General features: G+C 71.7%; 14 protein-coding genes and 1 rRNA gene. 3 read left to right on the forward strand and 12 right to left on the reverse strand.

The genetic code is table 11. From position 1 onward, the window contains the following. Positions 1-3 precede the first annotated feature (3 nt). The 9 genes from mreD to NE234_RS11065 form a co-directional block, all read right to left on the reverse strand. Positions 4-549 (reverse strand): rod shape-determining protein MreD, encoded by a 546-nt coding sequence (gene mreD / locus NE234_RS11025; protein ID WP_252778805.1) that lies wholly within the window; start codon positions 547-549, stop codon positions 4-6. A 3-nt stretch (positions 550-552) separates the two neighbouring features. After that, positions 553-1,689 (reverse strand): rod shape-determining protein MreC, encoded by a 1,137-nt coding sequence (mreC, locus tag NE234_RS11030; RefSeq protein WP_252778806.1) that lies wholly within the window; start codon positions 1,687-1,689, stop codon positions 553-555. Positions 1,690-1,700: 11 nt separating this feature from the next. Beyond that, a complete protein-coding gene (locus tag NE234_RS11035) occupies positions 1,701-2,732 on the reverse strand; it encodes a rod shape-determining protein (protein ID WP_252778807.1) in 1,032 nt (343 codons plus the stop codon). Between the two features lie 189 nt (positions 2,733-2,921). Then, entirely contained in the window at positions 2,922-3,332 is a 411-nt protein-coding gene (gene ndk, locus NE234_RS11040; protein WP_252778808.1) for a nucleoside-diphosphate kinase, read from the reverse strand. 145 nt (positions 3,333-3,477) lie between these two features. Further along, a complete protein-coding gene (locus NE234_RS11045) occupies positions 3,478-4,911 on the reverse strand; it encodes a hypothetical protein (RefSeq protein ID WP_252778809.1) in 1,434 nt (477 codons plus the stop codon). A gap of 116 nt (positions 4,912-5,027) precedes the next feature. Continuing rightward, entirely contained in the window at positions 5,028-5,345 is a 318-nt protein-coding gene (locus NE234_RS11050) for a DUF4233 domain-containing protein (RefSeq protein ID WP_308206875.1), read from the reverse strand. Between the two features lie 84 nt (positions 5,346-5,429). Then, positions 5,430-6,701 carry a bifunctional folylpolyglutamate synthase/dihydrofolate synthase gene (locus NE234_RS11055; protein ID WP_252778848.1) on the reverse strand — a complete coding sequence of 424 codons (1,272 nt, stop codon included), beginning with the start codon at positions 6,699-6,701 and terminating at the stop codon, positions 5,430-5,432. Positions 6,702-6,797: 96 nt separating this feature from the next. After that, positions 6,798-8,099, reverse strand: a complete 1,302-nt coding sequence (locus tag NE234_RS11060) for an MFS transporter (RefSeq protein ID WP_252778811.1) — start codon at positions 8,097-8,099, stop codon at positions 6,798-6,800. Positions 8,100-8,154: 55 nt separating this feature from the next. Further along, positions 8,155-9,387 (reverse strand): folylpolyglutamate synthase/dihydrofolate synthase family protein, encoded by a 1,233-nt coding sequence (locus NE234_RS11065; RefSeq protein WP_252778812.1) that lies wholly within the window; start codon positions 9,385-9,387, stop codon positions 8,155-8,157. Positions 9,388-9,498: 111 nt separating this feature from the next. Between NE234_RS11065 and NE234_RS11070 the strand changes: the two genes are divergently transcribed. Next, positions 9,499-10,266: a phytanoyl-CoA dioxygenase family protein gene (locus NE234_RS11070; RefSeq protein ID WP_252778813.1), complete on the forward strand. Its 768-nt coding sequence runs from the start codon at positions 9,499-9,501 to the stop codon at positions 10,264-10,266. Between the two features lie 24 nt (positions 10,267-10,290). On the opposite strand, the gene NE234_RS11075 is transcribed toward NE234_RS11070, so the two are convergent. Beyond that, complete coding sequence (locus NE234_RS11075; protein WP_252778814.1) at positions 10,291-12,384, reverse strand: SpoIIE family protein phosphatase; 2,094 nt, start codon at positions 12,382-12,384, stop codon at positions 10,291-10,293. Between the two features lie 109 nt (positions 12,385-12,493). Here NE234_RS11075 and NE234_RS11080 point away from each other — a divergent pair, with 109 nt between their 5' ends. Next, the gene (locus NE234_RS11080; protein ID WP_252778815.1) at positions 12,494-16,336 is read left to right on the forward strand and encodes a HAMP domain-containing protein; all 3,843 of its coding nucleotides are present in this window, start codon (positions 12,494-12,496) and stop codon (positions 16,334-16,336) included. A 13-nt stretch (positions 16,337-16,349) separates the two neighbouring features. Further along, the gene (locus NE234_RS11085; protein WP_252778816.1) at positions 16,350-16,964 is read left to right on the forward strand and encodes a response regulator; all 615 of its coding nucleotides are present in this window, start codon (positions 16,350-16,352) and stop codon (positions 16,962-16,964) included. A 46-nt stretch (positions 16,965-17,010) separates the two neighbouring features. Here the strand turns inward: NE234_RS11085 and NE234_RS11090 are convergent, their stop codons facing one another. Continuing rightward, complete coding sequence (locus NE234_RS11090) at positions 17,011-17,478, reverse strand: hypothetical protein (protein ID WP_252778817.1); 468 nt, start codon at positions 17,476-17,478, stop codon at positions 17,011-17,013. A 308-nt stretch (positions 17,479-17,786) separates the two neighbouring features. Further along, positions 17,787-17,861: ribosomal RNA gene (gene rrf / locus NE234_RS46245) — 5S ribosomal RNA — on the reverse strand; the annotation flags it as partial.

Here is a 17,861-nt window from a genome sequence, read left to right on the forward strand (position 1 = left end):
CGTCTAGCGCGCCCGATAGAACCCGGGGACCGCGTCGAGTCCGCCCGGGTCGTGCTGGCGTTCGGCCCGCCTGGTCAGCCGCAGGACGGCCCAGACCACGAACGGGCTGGCGATCACGTCGTAGAGGACCTGGACCGGTAGCTGGTGGGACAGCACGGGCCAGCGGGTGCGCGGGTCGCCGAGCAGCATGCCCACCATGGCGTACAGCACCGACCCGGCGAGCGCGCCCGCGGCCACCGCGACGAACGGCACCACGGGTGAGCGCTCGAGGTCGTCGGCGGCGAGCCCGCAGACGTAGCCGATCAGGCAGTACACGAAGGCGTAGCGGCCGATGGTGTGGTCGGCGGGCGGCACGATGTCGGTGGCCAGCCCGGCGAAGAAGCCGGTGACCAGGCCGGTCATCGATCCGTTCACCAGCGCCAGCGCCACCACGGCCAGGAGCACGAGGTTGGGACTGACCGAGGCGGGCAGCGGCAGCCGGTTGGCGACCGCCACCTGCAGCAGCAGCGCGGCGGCGGCGACGATCGTGGCCAGGACGTTGCGTGACATGGCTCAGTCTCCCGGCGAGTGAGGTGTGCGCGGTCTGGGCTGCCGTGGTGGTTCGGTCGACGTCAGCGTCCGGCGGGCTCTGGGCGCCTCGGTCGCCGTGGACGACCTGCGTCTTCGGGACGGTGGCCCGGCGGACGCGGACTCCTCCGCGCTCGGCATCGCCCGCGGGGCCGCCGACGGCTCGTCCGACGCCCGACGCGTCGGCGCGGGAGCCGGGGCGCCCGCGTTGGACGGGCCGGGGTTGGACGGGGACGGGCTGGGTGTCTTCGGCTTGGGCGGCGCCGGCGGCAGGACGGCGTCGCGCGGGTTCTTCTTCGGCGGCGCGACGACCACGCCGACGACGTCGAGGGCCGTGAAGTGCGTGAACGGCCGGACGATGGCGGTGCGGGTCAGCGATCCCGGCGTCCGCTGGATGCGGCTGACGGTGCCGATCGGGACCCCCGGGACGTACGGCCGGTTGCCCTGCGAGCCGAAGGAGACGATGCGCTGGCCGGGTTTGATCTCCACGGTGGAGTCCAGGAGCTCGAAGGTGAGCGGTGAGCCGCTGCGCCGGCCGGTGCCCCGTACGACGCCGATCTCTCCGGAGCCCTCCAGCCGCCCGCCGACCGAGGAGGCCGCGTCGGTGGCCAGCAGCACCGTCGAGGTGGCCGGCCCGACCTGCGTGACGCGCCCGACGAGGCCGTCTCCGGTGATCACCGTCATGTCGGTGCGGACGCCGTCGCCGCTGCCCGCGTCGATGGTGACGGTCTCCTCGACGCCCTCACCGGCGGAGATGACCTGGGCGGCGACGATCCGGTAGCCGCCGAGACCGGCGGTGCCGAGCAGCCGGTGCAGCTGCTCGGCGCGGCTCTTGTCGATCTGCTGGGCGCGCAGTTGCTGGCGCAGCCGCTGGTTCTCGCGTTCGAGCCGGTTGATGCGCCGGTGCGCGTCCGGACTGCCGATGATCGTGTCCAGCGCGTGCCCGACCGGCGTGACGACGGCCGCCGCGGCGTCCTCGATCGGCCCGAAGATCGCCTCGCCGAAGGTGCGCAGCCCGCGCAGCGGTGAGTGCTCGCCTCCGCGGTAGTCGACGGTGATCATGGCCAGGGAGATCAGCAGCAGGACCCCGAGGACGGCTCGGGTTCGCCGGGTGTCGTTCACCGGCCGGTTCCCTAACGTCGTGGTTCGGGCACGAGGACCTGGCGCAGCGCCTCGAAGTCCTCGACGCACTTCCCTGAGCCGAGGACGACCGAGTCGAGCGGGTTGTCGACCATGTGGATCGGCATGCCGGTCTCTTCCCGGAGCCGTTCGTCGATGTTCTTGAGCAGGGCGCCGCCGCCGGTGAGGGCGATGCCGCGGTCCATGATGTCGCCGGACAGCTCGGGCGGGCACTTGTCGAGCGTCGTCTTGACGGCGTCGACGACGGCGTTGACCGGCTCCTCGATGGCACGCCGGATCTCCTCCGCGGAGATCACGATCGTCTTCGGCAGGCCGCTGACGAGATCGCGGCCGCGGATCTCGGCGTGCGGCTCGTCGTCGAAGGGATACGCCGAGCCGATCGCCATCTTGATCTCCTCCGCGGTGCGCTCCCCGAGCATCAGGGAGTACTCCTTCTTCGCGTAGGAGATGATCGCCTGGTCGAGCTCGTCGCCGCCGACCCGGATCGACTGGCTCGTCACGATGCCGCCGAGGGAGATGATCGCGACCTCGGTGGTGCCGCCGCCGATGTCGACGACCATGTTGCCGGTGGGCTCGTGGACGGGCAGGCCGGCGCCGATCGCGGCGGCCATGGGCTCCTCGATGATGTACACCCGCCGGGCGCCCGCCTGGTAGCCCGCCTCCTTCACGGCGCGCTGCTCGACGCCGGTGATGCCGCTGGGCACGGCCACGACGATCCGCGGCTTAGCGAAATGTCGGCGTTTATGGACCTTCTGGATGAAGTACCGGAGCATGCGTTCGGTGACGTCGAAGTCGGCGATCACACCGTCCTTGAGCGGACGGACCGCCACGATGTTGCCCGGCGTACGGCCGATCATCCGCTTGGCCTCGATGCCCACCGCCACGATCTTGCCCGTGTTCGTGTTGATGGCCACGACCGACGGCTCGTTCAGAACGATGCCCCGACCGCGCACATAGACCAAGGTGTTCGCCGTACCCAGATCGACTGCCATGTCACGGCCCAGGAACGACAGCTTGTTACCCATGAAGAAAGGGAGCCCTTCCGGATTGGCGGGCGTGCGGAACGCATTCTCATGGTAACGCGAGAGATCCTGGTTGACGCAGACCCGATCCCGCGCGTCGTGGTCCGGGTCAGGGCCGTCTCACGTGCCGGGCCTGGGAAAACAAACGCGCGGGCCGTAGGTACCCGGCCCGCGCGGTTATGCGACCAATGTTCAGAAAAGGTCGGGGAAGAACAACTTGATCTCGCGCTCGGCGGACGCGGGCGAGTCGGAGCCGTGCACGACGTTCTCCTGGATCTCCAACGCGTGATCGCCGCGGATGGTTCCGGGGCCGGCCACGACCGGGTCGGTGGCGCCGGCCAGGGCGCGGAACGCCTCGATCGCGCGCGGTCCCTCGACCACCATCGCGACGAGCGGACCGCCCGTGATGAACTCGACCAGCGAGCCGAAGAACGGCTTCTCCCGGTGCTCCTCGTAGTGCGTCTCGGCGACCTCGCGCTCCAGCGTACGGAGCTCCAGGGCGGCGAGCTTGAGGCCCTTGCGCTCGATGCGCGCGATGACGTCCCCGACGAGGCCGCGGCGCACGCCGTCGGGCTTGACGAGGACAAGAGTGCGTTCGGACACGGAAGATTCTCCTTGGTTCACAGGTTGCGATCACCGGTGCGGGCCACCGACCCGCCCGCCGCGGCGGAAGGTCACCGGCCGACCGGGGGCCCTGACCGTATCCGCGCAGGTCGCCACGGCCGGGCTGCCGCGTATCGGTGCGATCTTACCCGGCGGGCAGCACGGCTCCGTCCGAGTCCGCGGGGCCGGGTGGCGAGCCTCGCGTCCGGCTCCGGCTCACCCACGCGGTCACGGCGGCGAAGAGTACCGCGATGAGCCCCGCGGCGACGAGCCACAGCCGGTACGCCGCGGTCAGGGCGTACAGCGCCGCCATCGTGCCGCCGCCCGCCCGGGTTACCGCGCCGACCCTCGCGATCTGCAGCGGGCCGACGACGAGGTGGCCGCCGAGGACCGCAGGGAAGCACAGCGACAGGCCGAACAGGGCCGGGCCCGCCTCCGTGCGGCGGAGCGCGGCCCCGACCGCCAGTCCCGTACCCGCGCCGAGGACGCACAGCGCGGCCAGCAGCGTCCACAGGCTCGCCGCCGCCCCCGTCGCCAGCAGCAGGACGATGGCGACGACGCCCAGGCCGTACCCGCACAGCACCGCGCCGCGCCCCGTCCCGCGGCCGAACGAGCCCGCCAGGAGGGCGGCGGCCACCGCACCCGCCGCGCCCACCAGGAACGCCGCCAGGGGCACGGCCCGGCCGCCGGCCAGCCCGGCCAGCGGCCCGGTCACCGGCATGGTCAGCAGGCCCGCGGCCAGCATGACGACGGCGTACCCGAGCGGGCTGCCGGCGGCCGCGTCGCGGGTGCCGACCACGGCCAGCCCCAGCAGCCCGGCGATCCCGCACGCCGCCAGCAGCAACTGCGCGCCGGGCGACCAGTCGTACGTCGTGACCACCGCGAGGAATGCGAACCCGCCCGCGGGGACGACCGGCAGCAGCAGTTGCACACGCTCCGCGCGGGAGACGGCCGCCGGGACGGTGCGGCCGGCCGGCCGCACCCGCAGCAGGCCGAGCAGGGCCGTGCCGACCAGCGCGATCCCGCTCAGCCACCAGTACGGACGCAGGATCGCTCGCCACTCCATCGCGCCGGAGTCCGGGCCGCCCGTCGCGGCCAGCGCCAGGGGCGTGGCGAGCAGGAGCGCCGCGACGAGGACGCCGGCCCAGACGGAGGACGCCGCACGGCGCTGCCGTCGCTCCCGGGCCAGCGCCAGCGTCGCGGGCAGGACGGCCCCGCCGCCGGCGCCCTCGGCGACGCGTACGGCGGCGACCACCGGAACCGAGGTGACGCGCACCGAGAGCGCCTGTGCGACGAGCAGGACGGCGAGCCCCGCGAACAGCACGAGCCGGGCGGGCGCGTGGCGGACCAGCGCGGCCGCGAGCGGGGCCGTGAGGAGCAGGGCGGGCAGCGCCAGGCCGCAGGCGCGGACGAGCCCGGCGGCCTCGCCGTCGGACAGCGCGAGGTCGCGGACCGCCTGCGGCATGACGTACGGCGCCGTGTCGGGAAGCACGACGACGGCGGCGGGAACCGCCGTGGCGATGACGACCAGCAGCACGGCGAATCCGGCGGCGTCGCGTTTTCCGGGGGGCGTGGACATCCGGGAATCCCCTCAGGAGACCATCGGCCCCGCCCGCTGAATTTACGTCAAATGTCCAATTTCCGGCATTTGACGCAATTGGCGGAACGGGGCCATCGGAAAGGCCGCCCGTGACTTTAGCGTGGTTGCGCGCTCTCCACCCGGTGACCGACCCAAATCGACGCCACCCAGAGAATGCCGAAAATGACACCGAGGAAGAACATCACCGGAACCACGAAACCCGTCGCGATGACCAGAATCTGCAGCACACTGCCCGCGACGTAGGCCCAGCGGTACCGCAGCAGCCCGGCGATCACCAGCCCGGCGAAGGCCAGCACACCGCCCACGATCCCGGCCGTGGCCGCGTCCGCGTGCGCCACCGAGATCGCCACGGGGATCGCCAGCAGGGTCACCACCGCCTGCAGCGTGAGCATGACGGCGCACAGCCTCCTCACCGCCGCTCCCCCTTCCCGCTGGTCCGCGCGGCACCCGTACGGCGGGTCACGCGCCCCCGCCTTCGGCAGCATCCGTACGGCCGCTCACGCGCCCGCCCTCAGCAGCACCCGCGCGTCACCGGCCGTCGTGACGGACCCCGTGATCAGCACCCCGGCGCCCGCGAACTCCCCGGACTCGTCGGCCAGCGCGATCGCCTGATCGATCGCGTCGTCCAGCCGGGGCACCAGGTGCACGCGATCCTCGCCGAAGACCTCCTCCGCCAGGTCCGCCAGCTCGCGGGCGGGCATCGACCGGGCAGAGGAGTTGCGCGTGACGATGACCTCCTCCAGCACCGGCTCCAGCTCCTCCAGCAGACCGGTCACGTCCTTGTCGGCCATCGCCGCCACCACACCGATCAGCCGGGTGAAGCCGAACTCCTCCGTCAGCGCCTCCACGCTGGCCGCCATGCCGGCCGGGTTGTGCGCGGCGTCGACCAGCACGGTCGGCCCCGTCCGTACGACCTCCAGCCGCCCCGGCGAGCTCGCGTTCACGAACGCCTGGCGCACGAGCTCGAGGTCGAGCTGGTCGCTGTCGGTCTCCGACTCGCCGGTCGCCCGGCCGCGCGCGAACGCCTCCACCGCGGCCAGCGCGCACGCCGCGTTGCCCGCCTGGTGCGCCCCGAAGAACGGCAGGAACACCTCGTCGTACACGCCGTGCAGCCCCTGCAGCCGGACGAGCTGGCCGCCCACGGCGAGCTCCCGGCCCAGGACGCCGAACTCCAGGCCCTCCCGCGCGACGGTCGCCCCGACCTCGGTCGCGCGCCGCACCAGCACCTGCGCCGCCTCGACCGGCTGCTGGGCGAGCACGGCGATCGCGTCGGGCTTGATGATCCCGGCCTTCTCCGCCGCGATCTCCTCCACCGTGGACCCGAGCCAGCGGGTGTGGTCGAGGCCGATCGGCGTGACCACCGCCACCGCGCCGTCGGCGATGTTGGTCGCGTCCCACGTGCCGCCCATGCCGACCTCGACGACGGCGACGTCGACGGGCGCGTCGGCGAACGCGGCGAACGCCATCGCGGTCAGCGTCTCGAAGAACGACACCTTCACGTCGTGCTTGGCGTCCGTCATCTCGATGAACGGCAGGACGTCCTCGTACAGCTCGGCGAACCGCTCCTCGCTCACCGGCGCCCCGTCGATCGCGATCCGCTCGCGCATCGAATGCAGCTCGGGGCTGGTGTACAGGCCGACCCGCAGCCCCCGCTCCCGCAACAGAGCCTCGATCATCCGGGCCGTGCTGGACTTGCCGTTCGTCCCGGTGATGTGGATGACGGGGTACGCCCGCTGCGGCGACCCGAGAACGTCCGCCAGATCACGCATCCGGTCCAACGTGGGATCGATGTCCCATTCGACCCCCCGGGCCCTGATGCCCTTGACGGCCTCCTCATACCTGGTCGCACTCACCCCAGCAGCCTACTAACGCGCCGCCCCCACGTCAGACCCGCATGATCCCGAGCCGATGTCGTACGCGTCGGGCGGCGGCAGGTCGCGCATGGTGCGCAGGGGTGAGAGCAGGAGCCACAGCGCGGCGAGCAGGACGCCCGCCGCCGCGATCCAGAGTGTCGCGCGCAGTCCGGCGGCCGTGGCGAGGAGGCCGCCGAGGACGCTGCCGAGCGGCATCCCGCCCCAGATGAGGAACTTCATGGTGGCGTTGACGCGGCCGAGCAGTCGTTCGGGGCACACCGTCTGCTGGAAACCGACCTGGACGATGTTCAACGCGATGAGGCAGAAACTGGTGACGAGGTCGGCCACCGCGTAACAGGCCAGGCGCCACCCAGGCCCTGTCAGCGGAAACAGCAGGAACGCCGCACCGTTGACCAGCACGGCCAGCCGCATCAGCCGGGCCCGGCCGATCAGCCCGGCGAGGCGGCGCGTGCCGAGCGCCGCGCCGATGGCTCCGGCGAGCCCGACACTGTTGAGCAGGCCGATCGCGCCGGCGGAGAGACGGACCTCACGGACGAGGAAGACGACGATGATCGCGGTGTGCGCGGACTGCGCTAACGACTGACTCGCGCCGTTACCGGCGATGGCACGAAGGACGGGATGCGCGGCGACCAGGCGGAGGCCCTCGGCGATCTCCTGCCGCAGCTTCTGGCGCTCTCCTCGGTGCGGGGTGTCCTCGCGGGCGTCGATCGAGCGCAGCCATGCCGCCGACCACAGATAGCTCACCGCGTCGGCGAGGACGGCCACCGGCGCGGTGAACCACTGCACGAGGTAGCCGGCGAGCGTCGGGGCGGCCACGGCCGCGACGGACGCGTTGCCCTGGATCCGGGCGTTGCCTTCGACGAGGTGCTCGCGGCCGATCAGCCGCGGCAGGTAGGTCTGGTGGGCCACGTCGAAGAAGACGGTCAGCACGCCGACCGTGAACACCACGGCGTACAGCTGCCCGATGGTCAGCACGTGCAACGCCGCGGCCGCCGGCACCGACCCGAGAGCCAGCGCGCGCACCAGGTCGGCGGTGATGAGCACCGGGCGGCAACGCATCCGGTCGCACCAGGCGCCGACCTGGAGCCCGATCAGCAGGTAGGCGGCCGTCTGGAAGGTCCGCAGCAGCGAGACTTCGAACGATGAGGCTCGCAGCGTCGATACCGCCAGCAGCGGCACGGCCAGGTAGCTGATACGCGTGCCCAGTTGGCTGACGATGTCCGCCGACCACAAGTGCCGGAAGTCGCGATGGTGAAGCAGCCCACCACCGCCGGCCGAAGTCTTCGCCCTCATGCGGTGGATGGTGCATCCGGACAGACGGTCGTGCAACGGCGGTGGACGCCGGCGATCAGGGCTCGAAGAGGCGCTCGGTGTCGGCGTCGAGGAGGTCCAGGAGGCGGGCGGTGAAGTAGACGGTGCCGAGCCCCATGATCCGCTGCCCGAGAGAGGCGAGTCGTCGTCGTGTCAGGTCCGCGTCGTCGATGACCGCCCAGTGGCCGGGGATCGGATGGGTGAATCCCAGATGCGGGTGACCGGGCATCCGGACGTACGTCACGGGCAGGCCCGCCAGCTCGGCGACGACCCCCGCGACGTCCTTGTGGTCCGGCAGCCCGAGGAGGACGTGGTCGACGCCGTCCCAGCGCCGGTACGCCTCGGCCAGTGCCGTCGCCGCGCCGGACCGGTCGATCGCCGAGTCGACCAGGATCGTCGTTCCGGCGAGCCGATGCCACGACAGGCGGCCGGGAAGCCGCACCGAGGACAGCACTCGGCGCAGCCGGTCGGAGGACGCCTGCGAGCGTCCGGCCGCGTCGAGCAGGCGCCCGGCGGCCACGCAGCCCACCTCGGCGTTCCGCCGCCCGTGGGCCACCGGCAGGACGGTCTCCGGGAGCTCGGTCGCGCCGACCACCTCGGGCTTCACCCGGCCGCCGGTGCGGTCGGCGACGGTCGCCGCGATCGCCTCGGTCACGGAAGGATCCTGGGGGAGGGAGAGGACGGCGGAGGTGGTGCCGGCCGCGACGCCCGCCTTGTTCGCGGCGATCTCGGCGGGAGAGTCGCCGAGGACCCCGATGTGCTCGGCGAAGACCTCGGTGACGGCGACGACGTCCGGGGCGAACAGGCTGACCTCGTCGGAGACGCCGCCCATCCCCGCCTCGAGGACGATCGCGTCCGCGCCGACGGCTCGCGCGTGCATCACCCCCGCGATCGTGAACAGGCCGCTCGGGGACAGGTAGCCGTCGCTGGGCCTGTCGGGCAGGCGCCGGATCGCGTCGCGGATCCGCTCACCGAGCCGGGCGAGGTCCGCGCCGGAGATGGCGGCCCCGTTCACGCGGATGCGTTCCCGCTCCCTGCGCAGGGCCGGGCTGGTGACGGTGACGACGCGGCATCCCGCCGCGGCGAGGACGGCGGAGGCGTAGGTGGCGGCCGTGCCCTTGCCCTTCGAACCGACCACGGTCAGCAGCGGCGTCCCGGCCGTGCCGGCGTTCAGCGCGCGCAGGAGAAGGCCGGCACGCTCGAGGCTCCGCTTCGCGCCGGGACCGCGCCGATCCCACTCCGCGAAGAACACGTCCGTCCCATCGGCCACCCTTCGACGATAGCGACGACCGGGCGGTGTTCCCGCCGACGCGTGATCACCGGCCGACGACTCACGAAAACCAGTCGCGGCTCGCCGCCCTCATCCCCACAATGGCGGCTCGTGACGGATGCGATCGTTGAGGCGTTTCTCCGGGACGGGTTCGTGAAGATCGAGGGGGCGGTCCCGGATCGTACGGCGCGGGCGTGTGCGGAGTTGCTGTGGGCGGAGACCGGCTATGACCCGGAGGACCCGGCGACCTGGGCCGAGCCCGTGTACCGGATCGGGGACATGGCCGCCGCGCCGTTCGCCGAGGCGGCGAACACCCCCGTCCTGCGGGAGGCGTTCGACCGGCTCGTCGGGCCGGGGCGCTGGGTGCCGCGCCGGTCGCTGGGGACGTTCCCGCTGCGCTTCCCGCACCGGGACGAGCCGGACGACGCCGGGTGGCACATCGAGTCGAGCTACTCGGTGGACGGCGTCACCTGGGATCACGTGAACGTACGGTCGAAGGACCGCGCGCTGCTGATGCTGTTCCTCTTCAGCGAGGTGGGCGAGGGTGACGCGCCGACGCGCGTCCGGGTCGGGTCGCACCTGGACGTTCCGCCGGTCCTGGAGCCGTACGGCGAGGAGGGCGTGTCGATGTTCGCGGTCGCGGCCGAGATCGAGGCGGCGTCCGCGCACCGGCCCCTCGCGTACGCGACGGGGCGCCCCGGCGACGTCTACCTGTGTCACCCGTTCCTCGTCCACGCGGCCCAGCCGCACCACGGCGAACGGCCCCGGTTCATGGCCCAGCCGCCCCTCTACCCGGCCGTCCCGATCGAACCGGAGCGCGCCGACGGCGCCCACTCCCCCGTCGAGATCGCGATCAGACGGGGTCTGGCCCAGGGCTGACCCCGCCCGTACGACGCGGGCCGGTCACTCCTCGACGCGGAGGACGATCAGGGCGGTGTCGTCGTGGGAGGGCTCGGTGGAGAAGCCGCGGACGGCGCGCATGACCTTGGCGGCGACCGCGCCGGCGTTCAGGTCGACGCAGCCGGCGAGGATGCGTTCGAGGCCGCCGTCGTCGCCCAGCAACCTGTCGCCGTGGCGCCGCTCCGTCACGCCGTCGGTGAAGCCGAGCAGCAGGTGCCCGGGCTTGAGGATCGTGGTCTTCACCTCGAACGTCGCCTCGGGGAAGGCGCCGAGCATCAGGTCGGAGTGGTCCTCGCCCTTCACGAGGCCGCCCGGGCTCAGGAACAGCGGGGGCGGGTGGCCGGCCGTGGCGTACGTCACGCGGAACCGTCCGTCGCCGAGCGGCTCGAGCTCGCCGTGCAGCAGGGTGAGGAACGGGGCGCGGGTGCCCTCCTCCAGGATCAGCGCGTTGAGGCGTTCGAGGACCTCCGGGATCGAGTGGCCCTCCCGGCCGAGGATCCGCAGGCCCTGACGGGCGAGGCCGGTGACCGCGGCGGCCTCGGGGCCGGTGCCGCACACGTCGCCGATGGCGAACCGCCAGCGCGTGCCGACGTTGAAGACGTCGTAGAAGTCACCGCCGACCTCGCTGTGCTCGCCGGCCGGCTCGTACACGACCGCGACGTCCAGGCCGGGGATCTCGGGGATGTCGGGCGGCAGGAGACTGCGCTGGAGCGTGCGGCTCATGGCCGCCTGCTCCTCGTACAGGCGGGCGTTGTCGATGGCGAGGGCGGCCCGGCCCGCGAGGTCCTCGGTGAGCTCCAGCGCGTCGCGGGTGAACCGCGCGCCCCTCGGACCGCCGACGACGAGCGTGCCGATGCTGCGGCCCCGGGCGACCAGCGGGAAGACGTGGGTGACGTCGCCGGTCACCCGGTGCGCGGTCGGGGGGAGGTCGCCGGACGGCGCCGGCGTGAACCCCTCCCAGGGTCCGGGCTCGGCGGGCGGGGGCGCGGGCGGCAGCAGGTCGAGCAGCCGGCGCAGGTCCGCGACCATCGTCTCGTCGGCGTGCCAGGCGTACGCGGGCATCGCCAGGCCGGTGTCGCGGACGGTGAACACCGCGCACCAGGTGGCGAGGCGGGGGACGATGAGCTGGGCGACCAGCGCCATCGTCATCTGCTGGTCGAGCGTGCCGGCGAGCATGCTGCTCGCCTCGGCGAGGAAGCCCAGCCAGCCCCGGCGGACACGTTCGAGCTCCATGAGCCGGGCGCGCTCCAGCGAGGGCGCCTGGCGGTCGGCGACCCGCTGGAGGCGTTCGACGTCGTCCTCGGTGAAGTGCCCGGGGTCGCGGGAGGCCGCGATGAGCAGCCCGATCGCCCGTCCGTCGACCGTGAACGGCGCGGTGACGAGCGAGCGGATCCCGGCGGCCTGCAGCGCCGGGAGGTTGTACGGGCTGCCGCCCAGGTCGGCGTACACGCCCCGGCCGGTGACCGGCGCGCCCTCCAGGCCCATCTCCAGGGCCGCGGCCTCGGGGCGTACGCCGGCCGTGGCGCGGAGGCTGAGCTCGGCGTCGTCGTCGGCGAGCAGGACGTACACGCAGTCGGCGGCCATGGCGTCCTGCGCGGCCTGCGCGGTGCGCTGGGCGAGCTGGTCGACGGTGGGACGCGCGGACTGATCGACGGCGGGACGGGCGGACTGCGGCGCGGTGACGAGCTCCTCGGGAGGCATGGGCGGCGACGGCTCGTCCGCCAGACCGGTGCCGGGCACGGTGAACCAGACGTGCTTGCCGACAGGGCCGTACGTCACGCCCCAGGACGTCGCGAGCGTCTCGGGGAAGAGCAGGCCGCGGCCGCTGACCTGATCGCCCGGCACGGGCACCCGCCGGGCCTGGTGCCGGTCGTGCACCTCGACCCTGACCTGGCCGCCGATGATCTCGCAGACCACCTCGACCTCGGTGCCGGCGTGGACGATGGCGTTCGTAACCAGCTCACTCGTTAGTAGCATGGCGTCGTCCACGTCATCGACGCCCCAGCCCCGAAGTGTCTCCCCCACGAAGCGCCGAGCGGCCGCGACAGAAGCGACCTCCGGCGGAAAGGTCGTGTACGTCTTTTGGTTGTTCTCCACGGCCACTTGGATTCGTCTCGGGGATGCAGGACGCTGCCATCGTGGCAGATGTACGGGGTGGACTGTACAGACCCCCGGCCACGCCGCGTGGAAGGCTAGGAGGAAATCAATGCCTCGAAGCACGTCCCATGCGCCGACCCGCGCCAGGTACAGCGAGACCGATCTGCGGTCGGTGCTCGATGCCCTGTGCGCGCTGCGCGACGGCGACTTCGACGTGCGGCTCGACCCCTCGGGTGACGGCATCCTGGGCGAGATCGCCGGAGCCTTCAACGGGGCTCAGGAGCGCGCGGCCCATCTCACCGGCGAGCTCGTACGGGTTCAGCGTGAGGTCCGTCACGAAGGACGGATCGACGAGCGGCTGAGAGCGGGCGGCGAGGGCACCTGGGCGACGGGCAACGCCTCGGCGAACGCCCTCATCGACACGCTCGTGCAGTCCACGACCGCGATGGCGCGCGTCGTCGACGCGGTGGCCGACGGCGACCTGAGCCAGCGCATCGAGCTCGACACCGGCACGCGGCCCTGGCGCGGCGAGCTGCTGCGGATGGGCTCCGGCGTGAACCGCATGGTCGAGCACCTCGACGAGTTCGCCGCCGAGGTGACGCAGCTGGCCCGTGAGGTCGGCGCGGAGGGGCGGCTCGGCGGGCAGGCGACGCCGCGGGAGATGTCCGGCCGGTGGCGTGACGTCACCGGGGCGGTCAACGCGATGGCGAGCCGGCTGACCGGGCAGGTGCGCGACATCGCCCTCGTGACGACGGCGGTGGCGCGGGGCGACCTGACCCGGAAGGTGACGGTCGAGGCGACCGGCGAGCTGCTGGAGCTGAAGGAGACCGTCAACACGATGGTCGACCAGCTCTCGTCGTTCGCCGACGAGGTGACCCGTGTGGCCCGCGAGGTCGGCACCGAGGGCCGACTGGGCGGCCAGGCCCGCGTCAGCGGCGTCAGCGGCGTCTGGAAGGACCTCACCGACAACGTCAACTCCATGGCGGGGAACCTCACCGCCCAGGTCCGCAACATCGCCCAGGTCGCCACGTCGGTGGCGAACGGCGACCTGTCCAAGAAGATCACGGTCGACGCGCAGGGCGAGATCCTCCAGCTCAAGGACACCCTCAACACGATGGTCGACCAGCTGTCGGCCTTCGCCAACGAGGTCACGCGCGTGGCCCGCGAGGTCGGCACCGAGGGCCGACTGGGCGGCCAGGCCCGCGTCAGCGGCGTCAGCGGCGTCTGGAAGGACCTCACCGACAACGTCAACTCCATGGCCGGCAACCTGACCAGCCAGGTCCGCAACATCGCGCAGGTCGCGACCTCCGTCGCCGGCGGCGACCTCACCAAGAAGATCACGGTCGACGCGCAGGGCGAGATCCTCCAGCTCAAGGACACCCTCAACACGATGGTCGACCAGCTGTCCTCGTTCGCCGACGAGGTCACCCGGGTCGCCCGCGAGGTCGGTACGGAGGGACGCCTCGGCGGGCGCGCCAAGGTCGGCGGCGTCAGCGGCGTCTGGAAGGACCTCACCGACAACGTCAACTCCATGGCGGACAACCTCACCAGCCAGGTCCGCAACATCGCCCAGGTCACCACGGCGGTCGCGAACGGCGACCTGACCAAGAAGATCGACGTCGACGCGCAGGGCGAGATCTTGGAGCTGAAGACGACGATCAACACGATGGTCGACCAGCTCTCGGCGTTCGCCGGCGAGGTCACCCGCGTCGCCCGCGAGGTCGGCAGCGAGGGGCGGCTCGGCGGCCAGGCCGAGGTCGAGGGCGTCTCGGGCACGTGGAAGCGCCTCACCGAGAGCGTGAACGAACTGGCCAGCAACCTGACGACGCAGGTCCGCGCGATCGCGTCCGTGGCGAGCGCGGTCGCCCGCGGCGACCTCACGGGGTCCGTCTCGGTCGAGGCCCGCGGCGAGGTGGCCGAGCTCAAGGACAACGTCAACCTGATGGTGGCCAACCTCCGCGAGACCACCCGCGCCAACCAGCAGCAGGACTGGCTGAAGACCAACCTCGCCCGGATCGCCGGCCTGATGCAGGGCCACCGGGACCTGATGGAGGTCGCCCGGCTGATCATGAGCGAGGTCACGCCGCTGTCCTCGGCCCAGTACGGCGCGTTCTACCTCGCCGAGGAGGCCGACGACGGCGCGCCGGAGCTCGTGCTGAAGACGGGGTACGGCCTCAGCCAGGACAAGATCGACCAGGTGCGGTTCCCCATGGGCGACGGCCTCGTCGGGCAGGCCGCCCTGGAGCACAAGCCGATCTTCGTGCACGACCTGCCGGCCGGTTACATCACGGTCGGTACGGGCCTGGGGCAGGCGTCGCCGCTCAACCTGATCGTGCTGCCGATCCTGTTCGAGAACCGCGTCCTCGGCGCGATCGAGCTGGCCTCGTTCAGCCCGTTCAGCGAGGTGCACCTGGCGTTCTTCGACCAGTTCGTGGAGACGATCGGCGTCACGATCAACACGATCACGGCGAACTCCCGTACGGAGGCGCTGCTGGCGGAGTCCCAGCGGCTCACGGCGGAGCTGCAGGACCGTTCCAGCGAGCTGCAGCGCCAGCAGGAGGAGCTGCAGCGCTCCAACGCCGAGCTGGAAGAGAAGGCGGCGCTGCTCGCCAAGCAGAACCGCGCGATCGAGATGCAGAACTTCCAGATCGAGCAGGCCCGCCGCACGCTGGAGGAGCGCGCCGAGCAGCTCGCCCAGTCCTCGCGGTATAAGTCCGAGTTCCTGACCAACATGTCGCACGAGCTGCGCACGCCGCTGAACAGCCTGCTCGTGCTGGCCAAGCTCCTGGCCGGCAACCCGGACAAGAACCTGACGCCCAAGCAGGTCGAGCTGATCAAGACGATCTACGAGTCGGGCAGCGACCTGCTCCGCCTGATCAACGACATCCTCGACCTGTCGAAGGTCGAGGCGGGCAAGATGGAGCTGGTCCCGCAGCGGGTCTCCCTCGGCGAGCTCGTCGACTTCGTCGACGCGAACTTCCGCCCGCTGGCCGTCGACAAGGGCCTGAGCTTCGACGTGTACGCCGAGCCCGGCCTGCCCGAGTACCTCTACACGGACGAGCAGCGGATCCAGCAGGTGCTGCGGAACCTCCTGTCGAACGCGGTGAAGTTCACCGCCGCCGGTGAGGTACGCCTGACCATCCGGCGCGCGAACGGGGTCGAGTTCATCGACCCGGTCCTCGCCCGCGCCCCCGAGGTCATCGGGTTCGCCGTCAGCGACACGGGCATCGGCATCGACGAGCACAACCTGCGGGCGATCTTCGAGGCGTTCCAGCAGGCCGACGGCACGACGAGCCGCCGGTACGGCGGGACCGGCCTGGGGCTGTCCATCAGCCGCGACATCGCGCAGCTGCTGGGCGGCGAGATCCACGTGGCCAGCCGGCCCGGGGAGGGCAGCACGTTCACGTTCTACCTGCCGGCCCGCTACCTGGAGAACGCCACGGACATCGCCACGCCCGTACGGGAGGAGAGGCGGCGGCCGCTGCCGGCCCCGCCCGCCGAACCGGCGTCGTTCGAGGTGCCCGAGCAGGAGGAGGAGTTCGAGTCGTCGCCGATCGACGACGAGGTGCTGTCCGGCCGCAAGATCCTCATCGTCGACGACGACGTGCGCAACATCTTCGCGCTGACGTGCGTGCTGGAGCAGTACGGCATCGAGGTCCTGTACGCCGAGAACGGCCGGGAGGGCATCGACACGCTCGACCGCAACGAGGACGTCGACCTGGTCCTCATGGACGTGATGATGCCGGAGCTGGACGGATACGCCACGACGGAGGCCATCCGGCGGATGCCGCAGTTCGCCGACCTGCCGATCATCGCGCTGACGGCCAAGGCGATGAAGGGCGACCGGGAGAAGAGCATCGAGTCCGGCGCGTCCGACTACGTACCCAAGCCTGTCGACGCCGACCACCTTCTTGACATCATGAGGGCGTGGCTCAACCGGCCACGCACGTGATGGAGGGCTGACTGTGGCCGAGAAGGCGAACATTCTTCTGGTCGATGACCGCGAGGAGAACCTCATAGCGCTGGAGGCGATCCTCAGTTCACTCGACCAGAACATGATCCGCGCGCGTTCGGGAGAAGAGGCTCTGCGAGCCTTGCTGACGAACGACTTCGCGGTGATCCTTCTCGATATCGTCATGCCCGGGATGGACGGTTTCGAGATCGCCCGCGCGATCAAACGCCGCCGCAAGACCCGCGAAGTGCCGATCATCTTCCTCACCGCGGCGGACGCCGACCCCGACTACGCCTTCCGCGGGTACGCCGCCGGCGCGGTCGACTACATCTCCAAGCCGTTCGACCCCTGGGTGCTGCGGACGAAGGTCTCGGTCTTCGTCGAGCTCTACCGGAAGAACCAGCAGCTCCGTGAGCAGTCGGAGCTGCTGCGCACGCAGTTCGCGGCGGCGCCCTCGGAGGAGTTCGCGGCCGAGCTCGGCCGGCGCGTCGCCGCGGTCGAGGAGCAGGTCGGCGCGCTCACCCGGTGGGCGGCACAGGACGAGGAGGCCGCCAAGGCGGTCGCCACGCTGGAGCAGCGCGTCGAGGAGCTGCGGACGGCGATCGACACCCTCCGCCCGGAGACCTGAGCACCGCCGGCCCGATAGACGCCGTCACGCGAGCACGCCCGGGGGATCACGGGACCTGGGCGTGCACCCGGTAGACCAAGGGCGGCCGGCAGGTTCCGGTGGCGGGATCGGGCGGAGGGCAGTTCGACCGGACCAGGCTCACACTCGCCGTTCCGGCGGCCACCGCGGGGAACATCCAGCCGACCGTGCCGTACGGCGTCGGTATCGCCATGGCCGATCCCAGTGCGACGCCGTCGACGCGGGGCGCGGACCATGAGCCACCGGTGGAGGAGAGCATCACCACCAGGTCCCCACCGCGCTGGACGCACACGGTGGAGCCGTTCGCGGTCAGGTCCACGACCACGTTGGTACCGCAGTCAGAGGCACCGGGAGCGGCCTTGCCGGGGATGGCCTGCCCCCAGGCCGTCACAGGGCCCACGCCGACGACAGAGGCGGCGAGGACCGCGGCGGGCAGGGCCGCGCGGGTCGCGGCACGGACCCATCGATCCAGCGGTCGAGCGATACGAGGCCTCATGTCCCCTCCTGCGTCGAGACGGACGGCGGCGATACATCGAGCAGGATGACCGACGCGAGGAGAGCAGGCCAGGCGGTTTCACAGACTTTCAGCGGGGCGCCACCGAGCGCGGACGCCCCGCGCCTGCGGCTACGACCGTCGTCGGTACGCCCGATCGACCGCCGGACGTGGCTGCAGTACTGCGAACGGGGCCGGATCACCGTGACATGACGCCGCCTCACGCGCGGCGCGTGGGGTGAGGAATGGTCCCCCAAACGCAGGAAAGCCCGCCGGCGTTAGCCTGGCGGGCTTTCCTGATCTATGTAAGTGTCCGGCGGCGTCCTACTCTCCCACACCGTCTCCAGTGCAGTACCATCGGCGCTGAAGGGCTTAACTACCGGGTT

The sequence above is a fragment of the Actinoallomurus rhizosphaericola genome (assembly GCF_024055675.1).
Lineage (GTDB): Bacteria > Actinomycetota > Actinomycetes > Streptosporangiales > Streptosporangiaceae > Actinoallomurus > Actinoallomurus soli.